At 38.9% G+C, this 20,780-nt stretch carries 23 protein-coding genes; 17 read left to right on the top strand and 6 right to left on the bottom strand.

Features of this window, described 5'->3' with window-relative positions; translation table 11 throughout:
- Positions 1–106: 106 nt before the first annotated feature.
- The 6 genes from R5R67_RS05425 (at position 107) to secF (ending at position 6,461) form a co-directional block, all read left to right on the top strand.
- The gene (locus R5R67_RS05425) at positions 107–1,135 is read left to right on the top strand and encodes a hypothetical protein (RefSeq protein WP_001121104.1); all 1,029 of its coding nucleotides are present in this window, start codon (positions 107–109) and stop codon (positions 1,133–1,135) included.
- A gap of 92 nt (positions 1,136–1,227) precedes the next feature.
- Positions 1,228–1,797: a LemA family protein gene (locus R5R67_RS05420; protein ID WP_000147159.1), complete on the top strand. Its 570-nt coding sequence runs from the start codon at positions 1,228–1,230 to the stop codon at positions 1,795–1,797.
- 175 nt (positions 1,798–1,972) lie between these two features.
- Entirely contained in the window at positions 1,973–3,106 is a 1,134-nt protein-coding gene (gene tgt / locus R5R67_RS05415) for a tRNA guanosine(34) transglycosylase Tgt (protein WP_000667229.1), read from the top strand.
- A gap of 98 nt (positions 3,107–3,204) precedes the next feature.
- Positions 3,205–3,534, top strand: a complete 330-nt coding sequence (yajC, locus tag R5R67_RS05410) for a preprotein translocase subunit YajC (RefSeq protein ID WP_000051669.1) — start codon at positions 3,205–3,207, stop codon at positions 3,532–3,534.
- A gap of 51 nt (positions 3,535–3,585) precedes the next feature.
- The gene (gene secD, locus R5R67_RS05405) at positions 3,586–5,487 is read left to right on the top strand and encodes a protein translocase subunit SecD (protein WP_001270222.1); all 1,902 of its coding nucleotides are present in this window, start codon (positions 3,586–3,588) and stop codon (positions 5,485–5,487) included.
- Positions 5,488–5,495: 8 nt separating this feature from the next.
- Entirely contained in the window at positions 5,496–6,461 is a 966-nt protein-coding gene (gene secF, locus R5R67_RS05400; protein ID WP_002040532.1) for a protein translocase subunit SecF, read from the top strand.
- Positions 6,462–6,524: 63 nt separating this feature from the next.
- Here the strand turns inward: secF and coaBC are convergent, their stop codons facing one another.
- Positions 6,525–7,778 carry a bifunctional phosphopantothenoylcysteine decarboxylase/phosphopantothenate--cysteine ligase CoaBC gene (gene coaBC / locus R5R67_RS05395; RefSeq protein WP_000006958.1) on the bottom strand — a complete coding sequence of 418 codons (1,254 nt, stop codon included), beginning with the start codon at positions 7,776–7,778 and terminating at the stop codon, positions 6,525–6,527.
- Positions 7,779–7,878: 100 nt separating this feature from the next.
- On the opposite strand from coaBC, the gene radC reads away from it, so the two are divergent.
- Both radC and R5R67_RS05385 read left to right on the top strand, forming a co-directional pair.
- Complete coding sequence (radC, locus tag R5R67_RS05390) at positions 7,879–8,598, top strand: RadC family protein (RefSeq protein ID WP_085920667.1); 720 nt, start codon at positions 7,879–7,881, stop codon at positions 8,596–8,598.
- A gap of 61 nt (positions 8,599–8,659) precedes the next feature.
- Positions 8,660–9,571: a bestrophin family protein gene (locus tag R5R67_RS05385; protein ID WP_000637023.1), complete on the top strand. Its 912-nt coding sequence runs from the start codon at positions 8,660–8,662 to the stop codon at positions 9,569–9,571.
- Between the two features lie 7 nt (positions 9,572–9,578).
- Here the strand turns inward: R5R67_RS05385 and R5R67_RS05380 are convergent, their stop codons facing one another.
- Complete coding sequence (locus tag R5R67_RS05380) at positions 9,579–10,430, bottom strand: PHP domain-containing protein (protein ID WP_001161525.1); 852 nt, start codon at positions 10,428–10,430, stop codon at positions 9,579–9,581.
- A gap of 44 nt (positions 10,431–10,474) precedes the next feature.
- Between R5R67_RS05380 and R5R67_RS05375 the strand changes: the two genes are divergently transcribed.
- The 4 genes from R5R67_RS05375 to mnmC are packed head-to-tail and all read left to right on the top strand — an operon-like array spanning position 10,475 to position 13,805.
- Entirely contained in the window at positions 10,475–11,089 is a 615-nt protein-coding gene (locus R5R67_RS05375; protein WP_000645707.1) for a septation protein IspZ, read from the top strand.
- A 34-nt stretch (positions 11,090–11,123) separates the two neighbouring features.
- A complete protein-coding gene (locus R5R67_RS05370; RefSeq protein ID WP_001115787.1) occupies positions 11,124–11,426 on the top strand; it encodes a YciI family protein in 303 nt (100 codons plus the stop codon).
- Between the two features lie 4 nt (positions 11,427–11,430).
- On the top strand, positions 11,431–11,910 hold the full coding sequence (locus R5R67_RS05365) for a hypothetical protein (protein ID WP_001175201.1): 480 nt from the start codon (positions 11,431–11,433) through the stop codon (positions 11,908–11,910).
- Between the two features lie 23 nt (positions 11,911–11,933).
- Positions 11,934–13,805: an FAD-dependent 5-carboxymethylaminomethyl-2-thiouridine(34) oxidoreductase MnmC gene (mnmC, locus tag R5R67_RS05360; protein WP_002098102.1), complete on the top strand. Its 1,872-nt coding sequence runs from the start codon at positions 11,934–11,936 to the stop codon at positions 13,803–13,805.
- 51 nt (positions 13,806–13,856) lie between these two features.
- Here the strand turns inward: mnmC and R5R67_RS05355 are convergent, their stop codons facing one another.
- The gene (locus R5R67_RS05355) at positions 13,857–14,171 is read right to left on the bottom strand and encodes a rhodanese-like domain-containing protein (RefSeq protein ID WP_000619820.1); all 315 of its coding nucleotides are present in this window, start codon (positions 14,169–14,171) and stop codon (positions 13,857–13,859) included.
- Between the two features lie 91 nt (positions 14,172–14,262).
- Here R5R67_RS05355 and R5R67_RS05350 point away from each other — a divergent pair, with 91 nt between their 5' ends.
- Positions 14,263–14,751: a YajQ family cyclic di-GMP-binding protein gene (locus R5R67_RS05350; RefSeq protein WP_001138893.1), complete on the top strand. Its 489-nt coding sequence runs from the start codon at positions 14,263–14,265 to the stop codon at positions 14,749–14,751.
- 35 nt (positions 14,752–14,786) lie between these two features.
- Positions 14,787–15,281 (top strand): DUF4442 domain-containing protein, encoded by a 495-nt coding sequence (locus R5R67_RS05345; protein ID WP_000083574.1) that lies wholly within the window; start codon positions 14,787–14,789, stop codon positions 15,279–15,281.
- Between the two features lie 39 nt (positions 15,282–15,320).
- Here R5R67_RS05345 and R5R67_RS05340 read toward each other — a convergent pair whose 3' ends face one another.
- The 3 genes from R5R67_RS05340 to R5R67_RS05330 are packed head-to-tail and all read right to left on the bottom strand — an operon-like array spanning position 15,321 to position 17,079.
- Positions 15,321–15,743, bottom strand: a complete 423-nt coding sequence (locus R5R67_RS05340; protein ID WP_001287657.1) for an acyl-CoA thioesterase — start codon at positions 15,741–15,743, stop codon at positions 15,321–15,323.
- A 1-nt stretch (position 15,744) separates the two neighbouring features.
- Positions 15,745–16,182, bottom strand: coding sequence for a thioredoxin TrxC (gene trxC, locus R5R67_RS05335; protein WP_000587652.1), 438 nt, complete (start codon positions 16,180–16,182; stop codon positions 15,745–15,747).
- Positions 16,183–17,079: an alpha/beta hydrolase gene (locus tag R5R67_RS05330; RefSeq protein ID WP_000543478.1), complete on the bottom strand. Its 897-nt coding sequence runs from the start codon at positions 17,077–17,079 to the stop codon at positions 16,183–16,185.
- 192 nt (positions 17,080–17,271) lie between these two features.
- Here R5R67_RS05330 and R5R67_RS05325 point away from each other — a divergent pair, with 192 nt between their 5' ends.
- The 3 genes from R5R67_RS05325 to R5R67_RS05315 all read left to right on the top strand — a co-directional run bounded on the left by R5R67_RS05325 (position 17,272) and on the right by R5R67_RS05315 (position 20,618).
- On the top strand, positions 17,272–17,607 hold the full coding sequence (locus tag R5R67_RS05325; RefSeq protein ID WP_001293924.1) for a TIGR01244 family sulfur transferase: 336 nt from the start codon (positions 17,272–17,274) through the stop codon (positions 17,605–17,607).
- A gap of 357 nt (positions 17,608–17,964) precedes the next feature.
- Positions 17,965–19,158 carry a hypothetical protein gene (locus tag R5R67_RS05320; RefSeq protein WP_000779314.1) on the top strand — a complete coding sequence of 398 codons (1,194 nt, stop codon included), beginning with the start codon at positions 17,965–17,967 and terminating at the stop codon, positions 19,156–19,158.
- Positions 19,159–19,244: 86 nt separating this feature from the next.
- The gene (locus R5R67_RS05315; protein WP_000459892.1) at positions 19,245–20,618 is read left to right on the top strand and encodes a dihydrolipoyl dehydrogenase; all 1,374 of its coding nucleotides are present in this window, start codon (positions 19,245–19,247) and stop codon (positions 20,616–20,618) included.
- Positions 20,619–20,780 lie beyond the last annotated feature (162 nt).

Here is a 20,780-nt window from a genome sequence, read left to right as displayed (position 1 = left end):
AGCATCTATAATTAAAATAAAAATAGTCTTAGTATTTCTATTTATCTCTTTCAATTTAAAAGATAATCTAGAGTTAGCACTTTATGATAATCAACTCATTACTTTCATGCCGATTGATACCATACAACAAGCACTTCATATAAGACGTAAAAAAAATACACAAGTCTTTCGTAATATTGCCCGACTTTGGGATGCTGGACAAAAGTCACAAACAGATCAAGAACTCTTAAACGCGTTACATCCATGGCGTGAAGATCATAACCTTCGTTTTGTGAATACCCTGTCGTATTTATTAAGTATTTGTAGTATTACGACGCTATTGTTTGGATATTTTTTTCATCCTCATATTCAATATATTTGGAGTCTATTATGGGCATTTTTAACTGGTTTCCTCGCCTATTTGCTCTATGAACCGCAAAAACCTTTAACTGAAGTTATTCATTATTTAGAACAGCGTATGACTGCTTTACGTTATGGCCTAAAGTTTCAGCAGTTACCAGCTTATCTTCCAATACAAGCCCAACCCATTTTAGTCTTAAGCAAATTAAAACAACACTTTCCACTTTTTAACCGAGGCAATGAAGCGAATGAAATTACCGAGTTTGCTTCAGTAACATGGAATGACGGCATTACAGATCATCAAGTCCTGCTATTTAAATACCACTATGTAAATAATTTACCTATTCTTCAAGACCAGAACAGCGATAAAAAAATAGTAAAAGAGATTCATAAAGACTTATGGGGCGCTTTTATTTTTCAAATACCAGCTTTAGGTATTGCTGTAAGTAATCAACGTTCTCGCTTTTTTGAACCATACTTAAGCGAATGGCAAAGTAGCGACATTCTCATTAACCAAGAACTGAGTATTTTCGGAACCAACCAGCACCAGTTAGCTAAAGAAATGAGCCCAAGTCTAACGTTAAAACTTCATGATTTTTTTCAACATTTTAGAGGGGATTTAATTTATCATCATGAAGAGCAAATATTATGTTATCTCGGTGAGCAAGATCTTTTTCAAACCACCCGCAAACGTAGTGAAATTCATGATATTCCAGCATTACGTGGACATTTACGTACCATGACCATGCCGCAATATGAAAAATTTCAGCAATTCATGCTTAATTTAATTAAATAAATCTCTCGTACTGCTACTGCTGAACTGGCAACTTATTAAAAAAATAAGAAGTTAGAGGGCATAATGAGGGAATAACAATAAGAGGAGTAAAAATGACAGGCTTATTCATTTTCTTGGGGATTTTCGTCGTACTGATTGCGTGGGGCATCCACATTCGCAATAACATTGTGCGTTATTTCAATGCGACCAAACGCGCTTGGGCTGAGGTTGCAAATTTCGAACGCCAGAAAGTAAAAACACTTGAAGCACTAGAAACCACACTCAATCAATATACTCAGTTCGAGAAGTCAACTTTAGAACAAGTAACTGCTTTACGTCAGCAAATTCTAAGTTTGAATGTCGATCATACTGATATTGCTCAATTACAACAGATCGAAAAAATGAGTAAAGAGCTAATCCGCAGCCTAAATGTGGTGGTTGAAAATTATCCTGAACTAAAAGCAGATATACTCTATAGCAAAATGATGGATGATATTCAGGAACAAAACGAAAATGTCGGCGCGGCAATCACCATTTTTAACCGCAACGTCGAAGTATTTAATAATCAGATTGAAGTGTTCCCAAATAATATTATCAATACGATGACTTTATCTAAAAAAACAATTCGTCCTTTTCGAGATAACTTGGCTACTGACAATTTTGACTATAAACCGAACTTTTAGTCGAAATAAAAAAACAATCGGTCACCCAGAAATTTGACCGATTTTATAGTCAGCTACATTTAGTAGTAGAACTACGTCGCAGAATCAAGGAAAATAGCCCTCTTTTTAGCAGCGAACTGTTTTTTCGCCCTTGCACTGCCCTACGGCATTGCTTGCTATTGTTCAGGATTTTTAAATGAAGTTTGAAAAATTAGGTCAGTCGGGTCGTGCCCGTCGTGGTCGTTTAACTTTAGAACATGGTGTTGTTGAAACCCCTGTTTTTATGCCGGTGGGGACTTACGGTACAGTCAAAGGCATGCTGCCACGTGATATTGAAGATATTCAGGCACAAATTATTTTAGGTAATACCTTCCATTTATATTTGCGTCCGGGCCTTGAAGTGATCAAGCAACACGGCGGCTTGCACGACTTTATTAAATGGAATAAGCCAATTTTGACTGACTCTGGCGGCTTCCAAGTATTTAGTCTTGGCGCTATGCGTAAAATTAAGGAAGAAGGTGTTACTTTCCGTTCTCCGATTGATGGTTCAAAAGTCTTTTTATCGCCTGAAATTTCAATGGAAATTCAGCATGTATTGAACTCTGACATTGTCATGATTTTTGATGAATGTACGCCTTATCCTGCGACACATGAAGAAGCACAAAAATCATTACAGCTTTCTTTGCGCTGGGCAAAACGCTGTAAGGCTCATCACCACGATGAACTTAAAAATAAAAATGCGTTATTTGGCATTATTCAAGGCGGCATGTATGAAGACTTACGTGATGAGTCTTTAAATGGCTTACTTGAAATCGGCTTTGACGGTTACGCAATTGGTGGTTTGTCAGTTGGTGAACCAAAAGAAGAGATGATCAAGGTTTTAGATTATCTTCCAAACAAGATGCCGCATGACAAACCACGTTACCTGATGGGTGTAGGTAAACCTGAAGATATCGTTGAAGCGGTGCGCCGTGGTGTCGATATGTTTGACTGTGTAATGCCAACACGTAATGCACGTAATGGTCATTATTTTGTCACTGATGGTCTGGTACGTATTCGTAATAGTAAATATCGTCATGACCAAGGACCACTTGACCCACACTGCGATTGCTATACCTGTAAGAACTTTACTCGTGCTTACCTGTTCCACCTTGAGAAGTGTGGAGAGATGTTGGCGTCTATGCTTGGTACCATTCATAACTTACGTTATTACCAACGTTTAACTGAAGGTATGCGTGATGCATTAGACAATGGCACTTTTGATGAATTTGTTCAGGACTTTTATGCCCGCCGCGGATTAGAAGTTCCACCATGCCCTGTCGATGAATAAGCGAGATTTGCGCTCAACCTCAAGACAAGGTAAATTGCAAAACGAATTAGGATTATGTCAGGTATCTGACTCATATTTTTTAACTTTAGGAAATTAAAATGAGCTTGTTCATTTCTACTGCACATGCAGCTCCAGCAGCAGCCCAAAGCCCTGGCCTTTTACCAAACATTTTGATGATTGTTGTATTCGTTGCAATCTTCTATTTCTTAATTTGGCGTCCTCAAGCAAAACGTGCAAAAGAACACCGTTCTTTAATCGAAAGCTTGGGTGTTGGTAGCGAAGTTGTCTTTGCTGGCGGTTTAATGGGCAAAGTAACTAAACTTGAAGGTGACTATGCGGTTGTTGAACTTAACCGTGGTGTAGAAGTAAAAATTCAGCGTGCCAGCGTAATTTCTGTATTACCAGAAGGCACTCTAAATAACCTTTAATCATAAAACAGTCGTGCTTTAGCACGGCTTTTTCATTTAAGAAGAAAGCGAATGCGTTACCCTGCATGGAAATATTTACTGATTCTGGTTGTTCTGGTAGTCAGTACATTATACGCACTGCCTAGTCTATATCCGGATGAGCCCGCCGTTCAAATTTCCGGTGCCAAAGCTGGTACCCAAATTGATCAAAGTGTGGTGCAAAAAGCAGAGCAAATTTTAAAAACAGCAAATATTGCAAGCCACGATAATACTTTTACAAATAATGCTGCTCTCTTGCGTGTCAGCTCTTCTGAAGCGCAATTGAAAGCAAAAGAAGTATTACGCCGTGACTTAGGTGATCAATATGTTGTAGCCCTAAACCTTGCACCAACAACTCCAGAATGGTTGCAAAAAATTGGGGCGAAACCAATGAAACTTGGTTTGGACTTACGTGGTGGTGTCCACTTCTTGCTTGAAGTAGATATGGACAAAGCCATTTCCCAACGTATGGAAACCTCTGCCACTGATTTGCGTCGTCAGTTCCGTGAAAACAAAATTAAATTTAACAATCTTGCGTTAAATAATAATGTGATCACTGTTCAGTTTGCTGACAATGCGGATCGTGATGCAGCAATGGATTTTTTACGCCGTAATGGTAATGAATATACCCAACAGGCATTAGCGAGCACGACAGGTTCAATCTTAAAGCTCACTTATACTGATGTACGTCGTCAAGAAATTCAGGCTTATGCAGTTAATCAGAACTTAACAACACTACGTAATCGTATTAACGAACTTGGTGTTGCAGAAGCTTTAGTACAAAGTCAGGGTAGCAACCGTATTGTCGTTGAATTACCGGGTGTTCAAGATACAGCAGAAGCTAAACGTGTTTTAGGCCGTACTGCTAACCTCGAATTCCGTTTGGTATCTGACTTAAATGATCAATATATTGATCCATATACGGGTAAATATAATGGTCAACCGTTACCTCCAGGTACGGAAGTTTTTGCTTATCAGTCTTTAGATAGTGGTCGCCAACTGTTGTTGCAACGTAACCGTATCTTGACTGGTGAACGCGTTCAAAATGCAAGTTCTGGCTTTAGCCAAGACTCTGGTGGTGCCGAAGTAAATATTACGCTCGATAGTGCTGGCGGTAAGCTGATGTCAGATGCAACCCGTAATGCAGTTGGAAAACGCATGGCGGTATTGTTCATCGAAAATAAACAAAAGATTAGCTACGTTACAGATCCAAAAACTGGTGCTCAAACAGAAGTTCGTACACCATATACCGAGTCTGTCGTGATTAATGCCGCAACCGTTCAAGCCGTTTTAGGTTCAACTTTCCGTATTACTGGTTTAAGTTCACCTCAAGAAGCATCTGAACTTGCGTTAATGCTTCGTGCCGGTGCTTTAGCTGCGCCAATGTACTTCGTTGAAGAGCGTGTTGTTGGTCCAAGCCTTGGTCAAGAAAACATTGATAAAGGTGTACTATCAACGCAAATCGGTTTCTTGCTTGTTGCAATCTGGATGGTCGTATTCTTCCGTCTATTTGGTTTAATCGCGAACTTTGCACTTGTATTTAACTTGGCAATGATTTTAACCATTATGTCTTGGATAGGTGCTTCCCTCACCTTACCGGGTATTGCGGGTATCGTCATTACCATTGGTATGGCCGTCGACGCCAACGTACTGATATGTGAACGTATTCGAGAAGAAATGCTCTGGGGGGCCTCACCTAAACAGGCCATTGTGGCGGGTTATGATCGAGCCTATAACACTATTTTCGACTCGAACTTAACAACGTTCCTTGTTGCATTCATTCTGTTTGCAATCGGTACTGGCCCGATTAAAGGTTTCGCCGTGACATTAATGATCGGTATTATTTGCTCAATGTTTACTGCAATTACAGTAACGCGTGCGATTGTACAAATCATTTATGGTAAACGCCGTAACTTGAAAAAGTTGAGCATTTAAGGAGATCTATGATGACTAAAGTGACTCAACAGCCTTCAAAACAATATGGTCGTCCGGATGATACAAAAATCATCCCGTTCATGAAGATTGCTAAACCTGCAGCAATCTTCTCGATCCTTATTACTTTAGCGAGCATTTTCTTTATTGCGACCAAAGGTCTTAACTTAGGTTTGGATTTTACAGGTGGTGTTTCAGCCGAGCTTAACTATGCTCAGCCAGCAAATCAGGCAGAAGTTATTCAGGCTCTCGACAAAGCTGGTTTTAAAGATGCTGTAGTACAAACTTTAGGTAGTAATAAAGACTTACTTGTTCGTATGCCAGTACAAGATATTAAGGTTGAAGATCTTAATAATGCGATTACCAAAGCTGTGCAATTACCAAACAATGCAGCAGAAGTTCATAAAGTGGACTCTGTAGGCGGTCAGGTAGGTAACGAGCTTTATGTTCGTTCGGCTGGTGCTGTTGCACTTGCGCTGATTTTAATGTTGATCTATGTCACCATTCGCTTTGAGTTCAAACTCGCAATGGGTGCCGTGATGTCTTTATTCCATGACATCATCATCATTATTGGTGCATTTGCTTTATTCCAATGGCCATTTGACCTGACAGTTTTAGCTGCGGTACTTGCGGTGATTGGTTTCTCGCTTAACGATAACATCGTTGTTTCAGACCGTATCCGTGAAAATTTCCGTAAAATTCGCGGTGCAACTCCACGTGAAATCGTTGATATTGCGTTAACTGAGACTTTACGCCGTACCATCCATACCTCAATGACCTTATTGCTCGTAGTACTTGCAATGATGTTCTTAGGTGGTGATGGCTTACACTGGTTCTCTGTTGCAATGTTTGTCGGTGTCTTTGTCGGTACTTACTCTTCGATTTATATCGGTACAGCATTTGCCTTATGGCGTGGTCTTAACCGTCAAGACTTCATTGTTCAGGTCAAACCTGAATTTGAAGATGAAATCCCTTGATTGTCTAAATAAGACTATAAAAAAACCGCGATTTATTCGCGGTTTTTTTATGTGGTTCAAAAATTATTTACGGCGTAAAGCATCCGAAATAGCTTCAACCAATTGTTGAGAAATTTCTTGCTTAGATGCTTTTTCTAACTCACGTTTTTTCATATGGTAACTTTCAGCAAAAAATACTGTCATCGCATTTTCATCAGAAGCAAAGCCAATATCGGCGCGAGAAACATCGTTACATGCAATCATATCTAGCTTTTTAGCAACGAGTTTCCCTGCTGCATATTCTTCAACATTCTGCGTTTCGGCAGCAAAGCCCACCATAAATGGACGTTTTTCCTGAGCTGCAATGGTTGCCACAATATCCGGATTTTTTACAAGGGAAACATTCAGCTCATCCCCTGCTTTCTTAATTTTATGCTCTGCCACTTCGGCGACGCGATAATCAGCTACAGCCGCCGTCGCAATAAAGATGTCACAGCCAGTCTCAAGCGACTCCATACTGACATCTAACATTTGTCGAGCCGAAGCAACATTTACACGTTGAACACCGTTTGGAGTATCTAAACTTACGGGACCAGCAATTAAGGTGACTTTTGCGCCTGCTGCATAACATGCCGCAGCTAAAGCAAAGCCCATTTTTCCAGTACTATGATTTGAGATATAACGGACAGGGTCAATCGCTTCACGGGTTGGTCCGGCAGTAATTACAACTCGCTTACCTGCCAACAACCCAAATTTTTCAGCAATTGCACGTTGGGCTTGATGGAAATAACCCGCCACTTGCCTTGCAATTTCTTCTGGTTCTGGCATACGGCCTAAGCCTACATCACCACACGCCTGCTCCCCTGCATCTGGCATAATCACATGCACGCCATCTTCAACCAGAGTTTGTAAATTACGCTGAGTTGCTTTTGCAGCCCACATTTGCTGGTTCATCGCAGGAGCGACCCACACAGGCGCTTTAGTTGCTAAAAATAAAGTACTGAGTAAGTCATCTGCCAAACCATTAGCAAACTTAGCTAATGTGTCACAGCTTGCTGGAGCAACCAGTAATAAATCAGCCCAACGAGCCAATTCAATATGGCCCATTCCAGCTTCAGCCTCAGGGTCTAAAAGCTCGGTATGTACAGGATTTCCTGAAAGAGCCTGAAAGGTTAGAGGTGTAATAAATGCTTGAGCCCCGTGTGTCATCACAACCCGAACGTCAAAACCATAATCTTTAAGACGACGGACCAAAATGGCACTCTTATAGGCAGCAATCCCACCTGTAACAGCTAAAACAATGTTTTTATGAGGAATAACACTTAAATCAAAGCTCACGAACAGGATACCTTTCTGTTGCAGTGGCGCTCACAATAGCATTAAATACGCGCAGACCCAAGATTGATTGGGCAAACAAAATAAATTTTTAAGCAGAATATTGCTGGGGAATATGAATACTTCTATTAAAAATTGGCCAGAACAAGAACGGCCAAGAGAACGGTTATTACAACAAGGCCCTCAAAGCCTTTCTGACTCTGAACTACTCGCGATCTTTCTTCGCTCAGGTTCACGTCAACATTCAGCAGTAGAGCTCGCACGTTTACTGATTCAACAGTTTGGTAGTCTAAACGCTGTTTTCGATGCATCTTACAATGAATTAGCTCAATTTAATGGTATTGGAGCTACCAAGTATTCCCAATTACTGGCCGTAAAAGAGCTTGGACGGCGTTACCTCGACTATCATTTTAGTCAGACTGAGCTAAGCCTTCATTCTTCTCATTTAGTTCTAGATTATTTGCGTTACGAATTAAAAGGTGAAAAACAAGAAGTCTTTGCGGTACTTTGCTTAGATGCCGAGTTGAGAAAACTACATTTTAAAAAGTTATTTTTTGGTTCAGTTCAACACTGCGCTGTTTCAGTGAATCAAACCTTACGTTATGCCTTACAACAGCACGCTTGCCAATTAGTAATAGCACATAACCACCCATTTGGTTCCCCACAGCCCTCGCCTGAAGATATTAAACTCACACAGCAACTTGAACAGGCCTGTCAGCTTGTTGAAATTCGCTTACTGGACCATTTTATTATCTCGCCAGAAGGTAGCTTTTCATTTGCTGAACAACAACTGCTCAACCCTACTTCAATAGCCGTTCAATGATATTGACAAAGCTTCACTAAGCTTAGAATATCAAAACAAAAATAGCGACGTTTAAAATAAAATGATTGTTCGTGAACAGCCCAGTATTTTTAAAGTTTTATTCTCTTGGCGAGGGACGATATTACCTAAAATTTTGCCCTCTTTAGGGGTAGTAATGCTGATTTCGGCAATCATTGGTGGGGTTGAATATATTAACCTCTATCGTTTTCCAGAAATTCCTTTAGTTGGCTTTACTTTAATTGGTGTCGTACTTTCTATTTTTTTAGGTTTTAAGAATACTGCATGTTATGACCGCTGGTGGGAAGCCCGAAAATTATGGGGGGTCCTGATTGCGACTTCGCGACATTTCGACCGTGACTGCCGGATTTTAACTCAAGCCCGCCGTGAACGTGTCATTCAGCACGTTATTGTATTTGCCAATGTGTTACGTGACCGTTTACGTCGTCAAACAGCCAACCCCACCGAGCTAATACAAACCAGTGGCATGAGCCAACAGGCATTGACCCAACTTTACCAACAGAATAACGCACCGCAATATACGCTTAGCCTTATTCAATGGGAATTATTACAAGCGCTTAAAGAAGGGGAAATTTCAGATATTATTTATGCTCAAATGAATAAGAATGTTGCAGATCTAAGTGTCGTACAAACTGGCTGTGACCGTATTGCAAATACTCCTATTCCGTTTGCTTATTCAGTTTTGCTTAACCGTACTGTTTATTTTTTCTGTTTTATGTTGCCATTTAGCTTAGGATCTTTACTTGGTTTAGCAACGCCTTTACTGGTTGGAATTTTGGCTTATACATTTTTAGGGCTTGATGCTTTAAGTACCGAAATTGAGGAACCATTTGGTACGCAAAGTAATGATTTACCTTTAGATGCAATGGTACGTAGTATCGAAATTGAGCTTTTGGGGACACTTGGTAAGCCCACACCTCCTCCAATTCAAGCTCAAGATAACAACTTGCTCTAAAATCCGATTAGATAAAACGCTCCCAAATGCCTTGCTGGTTACTCGCTGGTTTAGGGGTGTTTCCTAATTTAATCCACGGCATATTTTCACCATGAAAATCGCTACCAATTGAAATAGCCAAATGATGCTGGTCAATCATACGATCAATCATTTGGCGAGTAGATAAAGGATCTACAGGAGGCGGCAGCTCCACCGCATCTCCACCATAACTTGCAAATATCTCAATCAAATACCGGGTATTTGTAGCCGATAAATCATAACGGGTTGGATGAGCTAAAACTGCCAAGCCTTTACTGTTATGAATAACCTCAATGGTTTCTTTTAAACCCAATCCTTCAAACTTTACAAAAGCACGCTTCCCTTCTTTTAAAAAACGATCAAAAGCTTGTTGAGGACGACTTACTACATTCTTTTCAACTAAGGTTTTAGCAATATGGGTTCTGGTAATCCGGTCTGGTTGATTTTCAACTTTATCGAGCACATCTTGATAAATATCAAAGCCAATACATTTTTTTAATAGTTCACAAATAACTTCAGCCCTTTGTGCTCTAATTCTTTTTTGTTGTTCTAATGCTTCTAAAATTGGAGCTTCATCTTGCATATTTAAAGCCACAATATGTACGCCATAGCTTTTTTTCGTGCTTGGTCGTGACCACTGGCTTGAAATCTCTACACCAGAAATAATTTGCAAATCATGGGGTTGTGCAGCCTTTCTTGCACGCTGTAATCCATCCATCGTATCGTGATCGGTTAGCGCTAAAGTATGCAACTTCACATCGACAGCAGCTTGCACTAGCAATTCCGGAGACAAAGTTCCATCAGAAATATTGCTATGTGTATGTAAATCTATGCCTTGCATCTTTTATACTATGCCATTCACCAAACCTGATCAGATACTCTAACATGAAAGCACTACTGGACTTTGTTCCATTAATTATTTTCTTTTATTTATATAAGACAGTTGATCCAGCCGATACACAGCATCCTTTACTCAAACTGATCGGGTCTGCTGGCGGTGTTGATAATAATAATATTCTTGTCGCTACTACCGGTTTAATTATTTCAATGCTGGTAGTGTATGGTGCGTTGTTCATCATGCAAAAGTTCCGTCTAGATAAACAGCAATGGATTGTGCTGTTCATGACAGTCATTTTTGGTGGTATTACCCTTATGTTGAGCGATGATTTTTACATCCGCTTAAAAGCCGCTATTTTGAATCTAGTTTTTGCAGGTGCTTTCTTAGTTTCACCTTGGTTTGGTAAAGACCGTAAGCCTCTTATTCAACGTTTATTTGATCCGATTTTAGCCTTAAGCGAAAAAGGTTGGAAAAATTTAAACTTTGCTTGGGCAGCTATGTTTGTCGTGATGTCTGGTTTACATGTTTTCTTTGCGTTTTTATTCCACGGCGGAAAATATTGGGGCGAATTTACTGCATTTGGTGACATGATTGTCATGTTTTCATTTATCATTATTCAGTTCATTATTTTACGTAAACATTTTAAGTCACCAGATGCTTAATGTGGTTTCGGATTGATTATAGAGATACGATGACATGCCTTTTTTTGTTCTAAGCTGTACCGATAACGAAGGAACTCTAGAGAAACGTTTAGCAGTACGTCCTCAACATATCGAACGTTTGCAAAAACTTGATGATGAAGGTCGTCTAGTTGCTGCTGGAGCGATGCCAAAAGACCCTAATGACCCGCAAGCTGGTTTTTATGGCAGCACCATGATTGTAGAGTTTGATACACGTGAAGCCTTAGATGAATGGTTAAAAGAAGAACCATTTTTGAAAGAAGGCATCTATAGTCATGTTGATGTCAAACCATTTAATAAAGCATTTCCAAAAGGGTAAACGCATGCAGCTTGCAACCAAAAGCTTTCTTGGCTTGTGTTTGATATGTTCAACTGCCGGAGCAGTTGAACCTGCTGCGACACCAGCAACGCCTCCAACTGCAGCGTCAACACAAAATGCTAAACCAGCACCTACTTCTGCAACTGTAGCTAAACCCGCGACTACAACAGCACCAACCACAACACAACCGCTTACAGCAGAACAAATCGCAAAGAACAAGCAACAGCAAGATGCAAAAATTAAGGCTTTAGTTCAAGATCAAGCATCTCGTCTAAAACAGCTAGAACATGCAAACCTTGAAGCGCTAGCACAAAACCAAGAATTGCAGCTAAAGAACGATAACTTGTCTGTTCAGGTACAAGTTTTACAAAGTGAACGTAGTGCTCAAATGTTCTTATATGGCGCAGTAACTCTTGCAGGTGGTGTACTGCTTGGCTTCTTTATTGCGAGTTATGTTTACACCAAACGTCGACGTCAGTGGTAATCCTGAGCGGCTTATTAAACCGAATGAACAAATCAAACCGTATACAAACTGCTGAGCTGGATTGGGAATCTATTGATGGTATTGAAGTTCCCATTTCCAAACAATTTGGTGATGTCTATTTTTCTAAAGATAATGGTCTGCTTGAAACACGGCATGTATTTTTAAATGGCAATGACCTATCAGAACGATTAGCCAATTTACAAGATTTTGAATATTTCAGTGTAGGAGAAACCGGGTTCGGCACTGGTTTAAATATTCTTGCGCTCTGGCAACTATGGCAACAAGTTCGTCCAAATAACCACAGTCATTTACATGCAATTAGCGTCGAAAAGTTTCCTTTAAGCAAAGCTGATCTCATTCGTGCTTTAAATGTATGGGATGAACTTAAACCGCTTTCCAAACAACTTATTGAGCAATATCCCTTACCTCTTGCAGGCTGCCATCGTTTAAGTTTTCCAGAAGAGCGCTTCAGCATCGACCTATGGTTAGGAGATGCACAAGATATTTTTCCAAGTATGGTAAAAACGAAGGTAGTGAATGCTTGGTTTCTAGATGGTTTTGCGCCTTCTTGTAATCCGGACATGTGGGAACAAAATGTTTTAAATAATATTGTTCGGCTTTCCAACTATGGCACTACCTTTGCCTCATTTAGTGTAGCTGGTGTCCTCAAACGTGGACTAAAGGCTCACGGAATCGATATTTCTCGTCCTCGCGGTTTTGGTCATAAAAGGGAAATGCTTAAAGCCGTTTGGAAAGCACCTGTAAATGAAGAAATTTTATTAGAACCAGTTAGCGATACTTTCCATTCCACTCAGCAGCGTATCGCCGTAATTGGCGCTGGGATTGCAGGTTTAAGCACAGCTTGGGCATTTGCTCAACGTGGGCATCAGGTCACTCTATTTGAGCGTACAGCGCCGTTATCAGGTGCTTCTGGCAATCCATTGGCATTGCTTAATCCGAAACTATGCCCAATTGAACAAAGCCATGAGCATCTCATGACTTTAAGCTGGCAACATGCGTTAAATTTCTATAAAAATTTTCAAGCCTTTCGCCCGATTCAAATACAGCAAATGGCTTTAAAAAATGCACAAGATCTTCTCGATCTTACTAATCAATATCCTGCTGATATTGTCACGCGGCAAACAAGCTCACTTGAATCAGACTATCCACACATTTTATTGACCGAAGCTGGAGCAGTTTCTCCGCACCAATTACGTGATGAAATTTTGCAACATCCAGGTATTGAACTGAAAATTGCCAATATCACGACATTTGTTTCTTTTGAAAATAAATTTCAATTAAAAAGTGGTAATGAAACTACTTTAGAGGCTGATCATGTCGTGGTGTGCTGCGCCAGAGAAAGTGCTGCTTTATTTGAAAATTATCCGCTATTAAAATCTATACGTGGACAGGTGAGCTGGGTTGATAATTCTTTTGCAACCTTACCTTTAAACGAAGCCTATAGCTATGGCGGTTATTGTATGCAACTGAATACGTCTGAACTTATTCTAGGGGCTTCTTTCTACCCAAACCGAGACGATCAAGAAGTACTGCTTGATGACCATGTGCATAACTTTGAATTAATCCACAGCGTTTTCCCTCATTATGCAAAACAATTACCGCCAGTCGAACAATGGCAAGGACGAGCATCAGTTCGCGCTCAAAGTCCAGATTATTTTCCACTTGTGGGAAAAATGCAGAAGGAAAGCCGTATTTCTACTTTTGCAGGTTTAGGCTCAAAGGGCTTTTTATTTGCACCGCTTTGTAGTGAAGTTTTAGTGGCCCAAATTTTAGGAGAAGCTTGTCCTGTTCCCAAAAGCCTATTACAGAAATTAGATGCCCAACGTTTTCAAAAGAAAGTTAAACCTAAGAAACCTTATTTTAAATCTCAATAGTGCACTTGAGAAAATTTGGTCCCAATAAAAAAGCACCCGAAGGTGCTTTTTTTATGCGCCCTGCTCTAGAGGTAAACCTGCGTCACGAGCTGCACGCGTCCCTCCCATCAGCACGACATATTCACGCGAGGCATCTAAGCCTTCTAGTTTCTCAGCTGCACGAGGAGCTTTGCTACCACCACCACATAAAATATAAATCGGCTGATCCGCAGCGACCTGGTTCAAAATATCAGCATTTAAATCATTAATTGGGCGGCTTACCGCACCTTTAACATGCCCTTCTGCATAAGCACTTGAATCACGGACATCCCAGATAACAGCATTTTCTGGGAACTCAAATGTTGTAATTTCTTGTTTACGGATCATTGTGCACTCCTTTGATGTAAACAACACTTGGCAAATGAAGAAAACCCTCTTAGCATCTCAAATATTCTTTCACTTTGTAAAGGTCTAAACTATGCCTTCTTTCGATATTGTTTCTGAATTAGAGTTATTTGAAGTTAATCACGCTGTACAAAACACCCAAAAAGAGATTGCAACACGTTTTGACTTCCGTGGTCATGATGTTTCTATCGAATTAAATGAAAAAAATAAAGAGATAAAAATCAGTACAGAAAGTGATTTCCAGTGTGAACAAGTTTATAACATGTTAGAAAATCACTTTTATAAACGTAAAATTGATGTGCAAGCGCTTGATCCACAGAAAGCAACAGCATCAGGCAAAAATTTTGTACAAGTGATTAAACTAAAAGATGGCCTTGACTCTGATACAGCAAAAAAAATTAATAAAGCCATTAAAGAAAGTGGTATCAAAGTGCAATCATCTATTCAAGGCGATAAAATCCGTGTAACTGATAAAAAGCGTGACACTTTACAACAAGTGATGGCTTTTTTACGTGAACAACAATTTGGTCTGCCATTACAATTTAATAACTTTAAAGATTAATGTCTTAGCATGACATTCCCAATTAAGGTAATCCCATGTCTCAATCCAATCGTCTATTAAAACTGGTAAAAGCAACTTCAAAATTCCCTAAAGGTATTCGGAGTACGCTTTGGAGCAAGGCATTTGGCCGCATTGTGCCAATGGTGGGTACAGCAAACATTCGCTATCTGGAAGTAGATGTAAACCATGTGACGGTTCGCTTAGAAAATCAAAAAAATATGCAGAACCATATTAAAGGAGTCCATGCTGCGGCTATGGCACTTTTAGCAGAAACTGCAACAGGTTTTCTAACGGGTTTACATATTCCAGATAACCGTATTTTATTAATCAAATCATTACATGTTGATTATTTAAAAGTGGTTGAAGGTGGTTTAACAGCAACAGCGACTCTCTCTACCGAACAGCAAAAATATATTGCTGATTATGAGAAAGGTGAACTTGTTATTCCAGTTACGGTCATTGATGATGCAGGTAATGAACCGATTCAATGCCAAATGTTATGGGCATGGTTACCTAAACGTAAGAAATAAAGATATAAAAAAGCCCAAATTCAAATTTGGGCTTTTTTATTACGATTCTTGAGAGGCAAGAAATTTCTGTTTCGCTTCCTCAGGAATCTGACGTTTGTTGCCTTTTACATCTACTGCAACAAAGGTAAAGACCCCTTCAGTAATACGAATTGGGGCACGAGAGTCATCATGGCTATCCCAAACTTCAATTTGCATTTGAATAGAGGTATTACCCACTTTTAGGATTTTGGTATAGCAGCTAATGACAAAACCTACTTTTACCGGAACCAAAAAGGTCATCTGATTAATGGAAATCGTAGCACAGCGACCACGACTAAAACGCTCCGCGTGAATTGCTCCAGCCAAGTCCATTTGTGACACGATCCACCCACCAAACACATCACCACTCCAGTTTGTATCTGCTGGCATGGCAATCGTTTGTAAGGATAAAATTCCTTCTGGTTTGGTATAAGCTTCTGACACCTTAGCTCCCGAAATTCGTTTGAAGTTGTTGATCTAGCCACTGTTGCAATTCAGGCGCGCGTAATGCGCCGCTCATTCGAGCAACTTCTGTGGTTTTATTCATTAATACAAGGGTAGGAATACTTCTCACATTAAATGCTTGGCTTAAGCGAGGAGACTCTTCGGTATTAATCTTGGCAAAAATGACACGTGGATTTTGTTTTGCAACTTGTGCAAAATGTGGCGCCATCATTTTACAAGGTCCGCACCATTCTGCCCATAAATCTATCAAAATAGGCAGATCACTATTTGTGATGTAGTTGCTAAAGTTTTGTTCATTTAACTCAATTGGCTCAAGCGGGAGTAATGGCTGATGACATTGTCCACAACTCGGTTGAGCGGTAAGTTTTTCCTCTGGTACTCTATTTTTTGCACCGCACGATGCACATACAATAATCATTTACATCACTCCTATATGCTGATGTAAAAATTCTAATTGGGTCGTCACTGCTTTTTCAAACCATGAACCGTGATAGATATCAAAATGTTTCATATCCCATTCATGATAACTCACAAAAGGAGCAATATTAGTCGCAGCTTCACGACTAGACTCAATTGGAATCAAAGAATCATGCTGAGCCGCAATAAATAAAACTGGAATATTAATTTGACGTACAAGTTGAATTGGGCGATAACGCATCAAATTAAAAAACACGCGTGCCGGGACTTCTCCACTCCAGTAATAATCCGGATTCACAATCGATAAATAACCATAATAGCTATCTGCTGTTGGCATAAAGCACAATTTATATTGATCTACCACAGGCAACCTTTTAGGGTTAAGGCCCATTTTTGAACCCATATAATCTTGGCTCGACAACTTTAAAGCTTGGGGATAACGCTGTAGTGGATATAATTTTGCTGTTTCCGCACCATCAACATATGGAATTTGTACCATAATGGCCTGAATATTCTTTAATTCAGAAGCTAGGCTTAAAGCATATCCCCCACTTAAGGATGTTCCCCACAACACAATTCTTCGGTTATCTATAAATTTACACGTAGAAGCGTATTGGATCATGGTCTTCCAGTCTTCTAGTTGAGAGTTGATAGAAATCATCTCTCGGGGCTTACCTGTACTTCCACCCCAATATCGGTAATCAAATAAAATAACCGCATAGCCAGCTTGAGCAAAACGCTGGGCATATTGAATGAGTTTGAATTGACGCAATCCGGCAAAACCATGTGCCATGATAATTACCGCAGATTTATTATTTGTTTTTGGAATATAAAAGTCAGCTGCAATCATTTCCTGATCACATGGAACATATAAAGGCTCAACCGTATAAGCGTGCATATGTGCTCCGTGGCATTATGGTCGAAGTAATGAATTTACAAAAAACATCCTGATCGCCTTTTAAAAATCTAGAGCTGTTCTTTTACATAAATTTTATCTATGTAGGAACAACGTTTTAGTGTCTTGTATCTCAGGTTAAGCTTAATGCTATGATACAGCATAAGAGGTTTTATTAAATTTTGGAGTGACGAAATGTCAGAGAATGTTGGTTTCGCAGGTCAAATTGGCCCAGAACATGTGGGTCAAGTTGTAGAAAAAGGCTTTAAATCTATTATTAATAACCGCCCTGACATGGAAGGTGGTCCGGAACAACCTACCAGTGCTCAAATTGAAGAAGCAGCACGCCAAGCTGGCCTAGATTATGTTTATCAGCCTGTTGTAGCTGGCCAAATTACTGAACTTGATGTTCGTACTTTTGCAAATCACTATAATGAACTTCCGAAACCGGTTCTCATGTTCTGCCGTACTGGAAACCGTTCAAACAATCTTTATCAATTAGCCAAACAAATGGATTTGTTAGATGATTAAATGAATAAATAAATTCATAAGCTCTATTTTTATTTAAAGATAGAGCTTTTTTTAATAAAAAATATATACAACTGCATCAATTCAACAGATATACAAACAGTCTTCAGCTAAAGTAGTTAAGTTACTTTTTATTTTCTTAGTTATTTTATGAATAAATTGATTTTGTTATTAGTAAGCTGCCTTATTCTCAGCGCATGTTCATCTATGCAAGTACGCCCTACTGTCGGGGTAAGTATGGGAACAAGCATTTAATTAAATTTTCTTGATGTAAATATCCTGAGCAAGCTCATGAAATATATGTTATTTTGTAAAACTAAAAATTATTTTAAATAACTTATCATTTTAATGGGGATAATGATGAAACTTACTCAAGGGGTATGTGGGCTTACTTTAGCTGTTTTCTTATCAGCTTGTGGTGGAGGTGGTGATGGCTACTATAATCAAAACTCAGACTCGGGTTCAACGACAACACCAACTACACCTTCAACCGATCAAGAACTTGCTAATTCTGTTTTAAATAGTGTAAAGCAAGAAGGAAAATATTTATTTGGTTCATATGATCTTAATAATGAAAGCTTATCAAAAGGTTATATCGATCATGCATTAGATACTTTTGCACAAGGCCCGCTCAAGTTAACTTTAGATATTAGAAAAGTGGACCTTACTAAATATAATGATCATTATCGTGAAAAATGTTTTATTAATAGTACTACAGATTATCGCGCTTGCTACGTATTTAAAGGTGAAGAAATTAAATCCTTACTTACAGGTTATAATGATTGGGATTTTGATATTACAGCAGATGATTTAAAGAATATTAAGCTTGCTTCTGATAATATTTCTCCAAATTTACAGGAATATCAATCTAATACCAGAATTTATATTTTTGAGAATGAAAATAAGGATAAAAACTTCCAGGATGTGACTATTACTGGAGCCTTTGCATATCCATTCCAACAGTCATGGGGACTTCAACAAACTAAACAAAAAAGATTTGTCTTAATTAACTCAACCACAAGCGATTATAAAATTACTACAACTACCATGGTCCAAGATCCACAGACAGGCCAGCCAAATGAAAAAGAAGTTACCACAGGCGCAATGAGCGTATATAAAGATAATACCTCAACTGATGGCGATCTCTATGTAATCCAAGGTGGTTCTGGTTTCAATGTACTTATCAATGATAATCCTAATGTTCCTTTCGCAGAACCAATATCATTTGTTGTAAACTCAACTCCTGGCAATACGAATAACGCAACATATAGAGTGAGATTAGGTAAGAATCAAGTATTAAGCTTACCAAATATTACTGGTATTGAAGGAAGTAGAGTTGAGAATGAGGCTCCAACGACGAATATACAGAAGTTTAATGGTAGTATTTATTTAGAAGGACAAAATATTTTTACTTTTAAACAAGATTTGAATGGAAGTACTTTAGACTTTAAACATGTAATTAATGGCGTAAGTATTGAAGGTCAATCTACTAATCAAAATGGAGTTGTTTCAACTACTTTAAAATCACCATTCGCGGAAAAATTTACATTTTAAGTCAAAATAAGCAAAACAAACCCTCTGCTTAGGAGGGTTTTTCTATATATTCTATATGTCTATCTCTAAAAAACAGCCCATTAAGAATGTTCGATCTTATTATCATTGGCGCGGGTACGGCTGGTATTAGCGCTTATAAAGAAGCAGTAAAATACACTAATAATCTTTTAATTATAAATGATGGCCCTTGGGATACCACTTGCGCACGTGTAGGATGTATGCCAAGTAAAGTCTTAATCTCTACTGCAAACCGTATGCATGATATACAAAATGCTCAAGAGGTTGGGCTGAGTGCTTCAGCAGATATTAATACTGATCAGGTTATGGAGCATGTGAGAACCTTACGTGATCGTTTTACTAAGGCCGCAGTAAAAGATGTCGAACAATGGCCCACTGAACATAAAATTTCGGGTAAAGCTCATTTTATTGATGCAAAAACTATTGAAGTAAATGGTAAACGGTATCAGTCAAAAGGTTTTATTTTAGCAGTAGGCTCTACACCTAATTATGACCAAAGTTGGAAACAAGAATTAGGTGATTGTCTTATTACTACAGATCAAATATTTGAATTAAACACCCTACCCAAGTCTATTGCTATTATTGGAAGTGGAGTAATTGCCTTAGAGATTGCCCAAGCCATGCATCGTTTGGGTATAGAAACCACTATATTTGCTCGTAGTAAAAGAATCGGGATATTTACTAGTCCTAAGCTACAACAGCTCGCTCAAGAAGAACTGAGTAAAGAGTTAAATTTTTTATTTGAGACATTGCCTCATGAGGTTAAGTCTACTTCTGATGGCGTTATATTGAATTATAAAATTGATGAAAAAGAGGAATCTATCCAAACTGAGTATGTGTTATCTGCAACAGGTCGTTCTAGCTTACTTGACACGCTAAAGCTAGAAAATATTGATAAATCTTTTAAAGATATTAAATTACTACCTGTAAATGCAAAAACTAAACAATTAGATAACTATCCAATTTTTATTGCTGGTGATGCGTACACCTCTACGCCTTTACAACATGAAGCTGCCCATGAAGGCAAAAAAGTTGTTCATAACTGTTTAAATTATCCACAGCTTAATTCAGTTAAGACCCTCCCTCCCTTAGGAATTGTATTTAGTCATCCAGAAATGGCAATTGTGGGACAAAGTTATAAACAACTTAAAGATAATGGACTAGATTTTGTTACAGGTGAAGCATCTTATGAAAGACAAGGTAGAGCTATCGTACTCGGGAAAAATAAGGGTGCTATTGAAGTTTATATAGAGCGAGAAAGTCAGAAATTGCTTGGTGCAGAGTTATTTACCGAAGCTACAGAACATATGGCTCATCTATTAAGCTGGATTATTGGAGAAGAGCTAACTTTAAATGATATTTTAGAGAAACCTTTCTATCACCCAACACTAGAAGAAGGCCTGCGTACTGCTCTTAAACATGCTCGCAGACAGTTGAAATAATTATTATTAAAAGAGAGCTCTCTTGCAAAGTTAGCTCTTTATACTTCAAGAAGCCTTCTTCTGTTGAGTGCTACATTTTTGCTTGATTGAGGCTAAGTTTGTTCAGCTAGATAATACACAGTTTATTTTTATTACCTAGCCACTTTTACCCCTTTTCCATAC

The sequence above is a fragment of the Acinetobacter sp. OYA S30 genome (assembly GCF_033599315.1).
GTDB classification, from domain to species: Bacteria; Pseudomonadota; Gammaproteobacteria; order Pseudomonadales; family Moraxellaceae; genus Acinetobacter; species Acinetobacter baumannii.
Note: the sequence above shows the minus strand (reverse complement) of the source record. Positions and strands in the feature narration are given on the sequence as shown.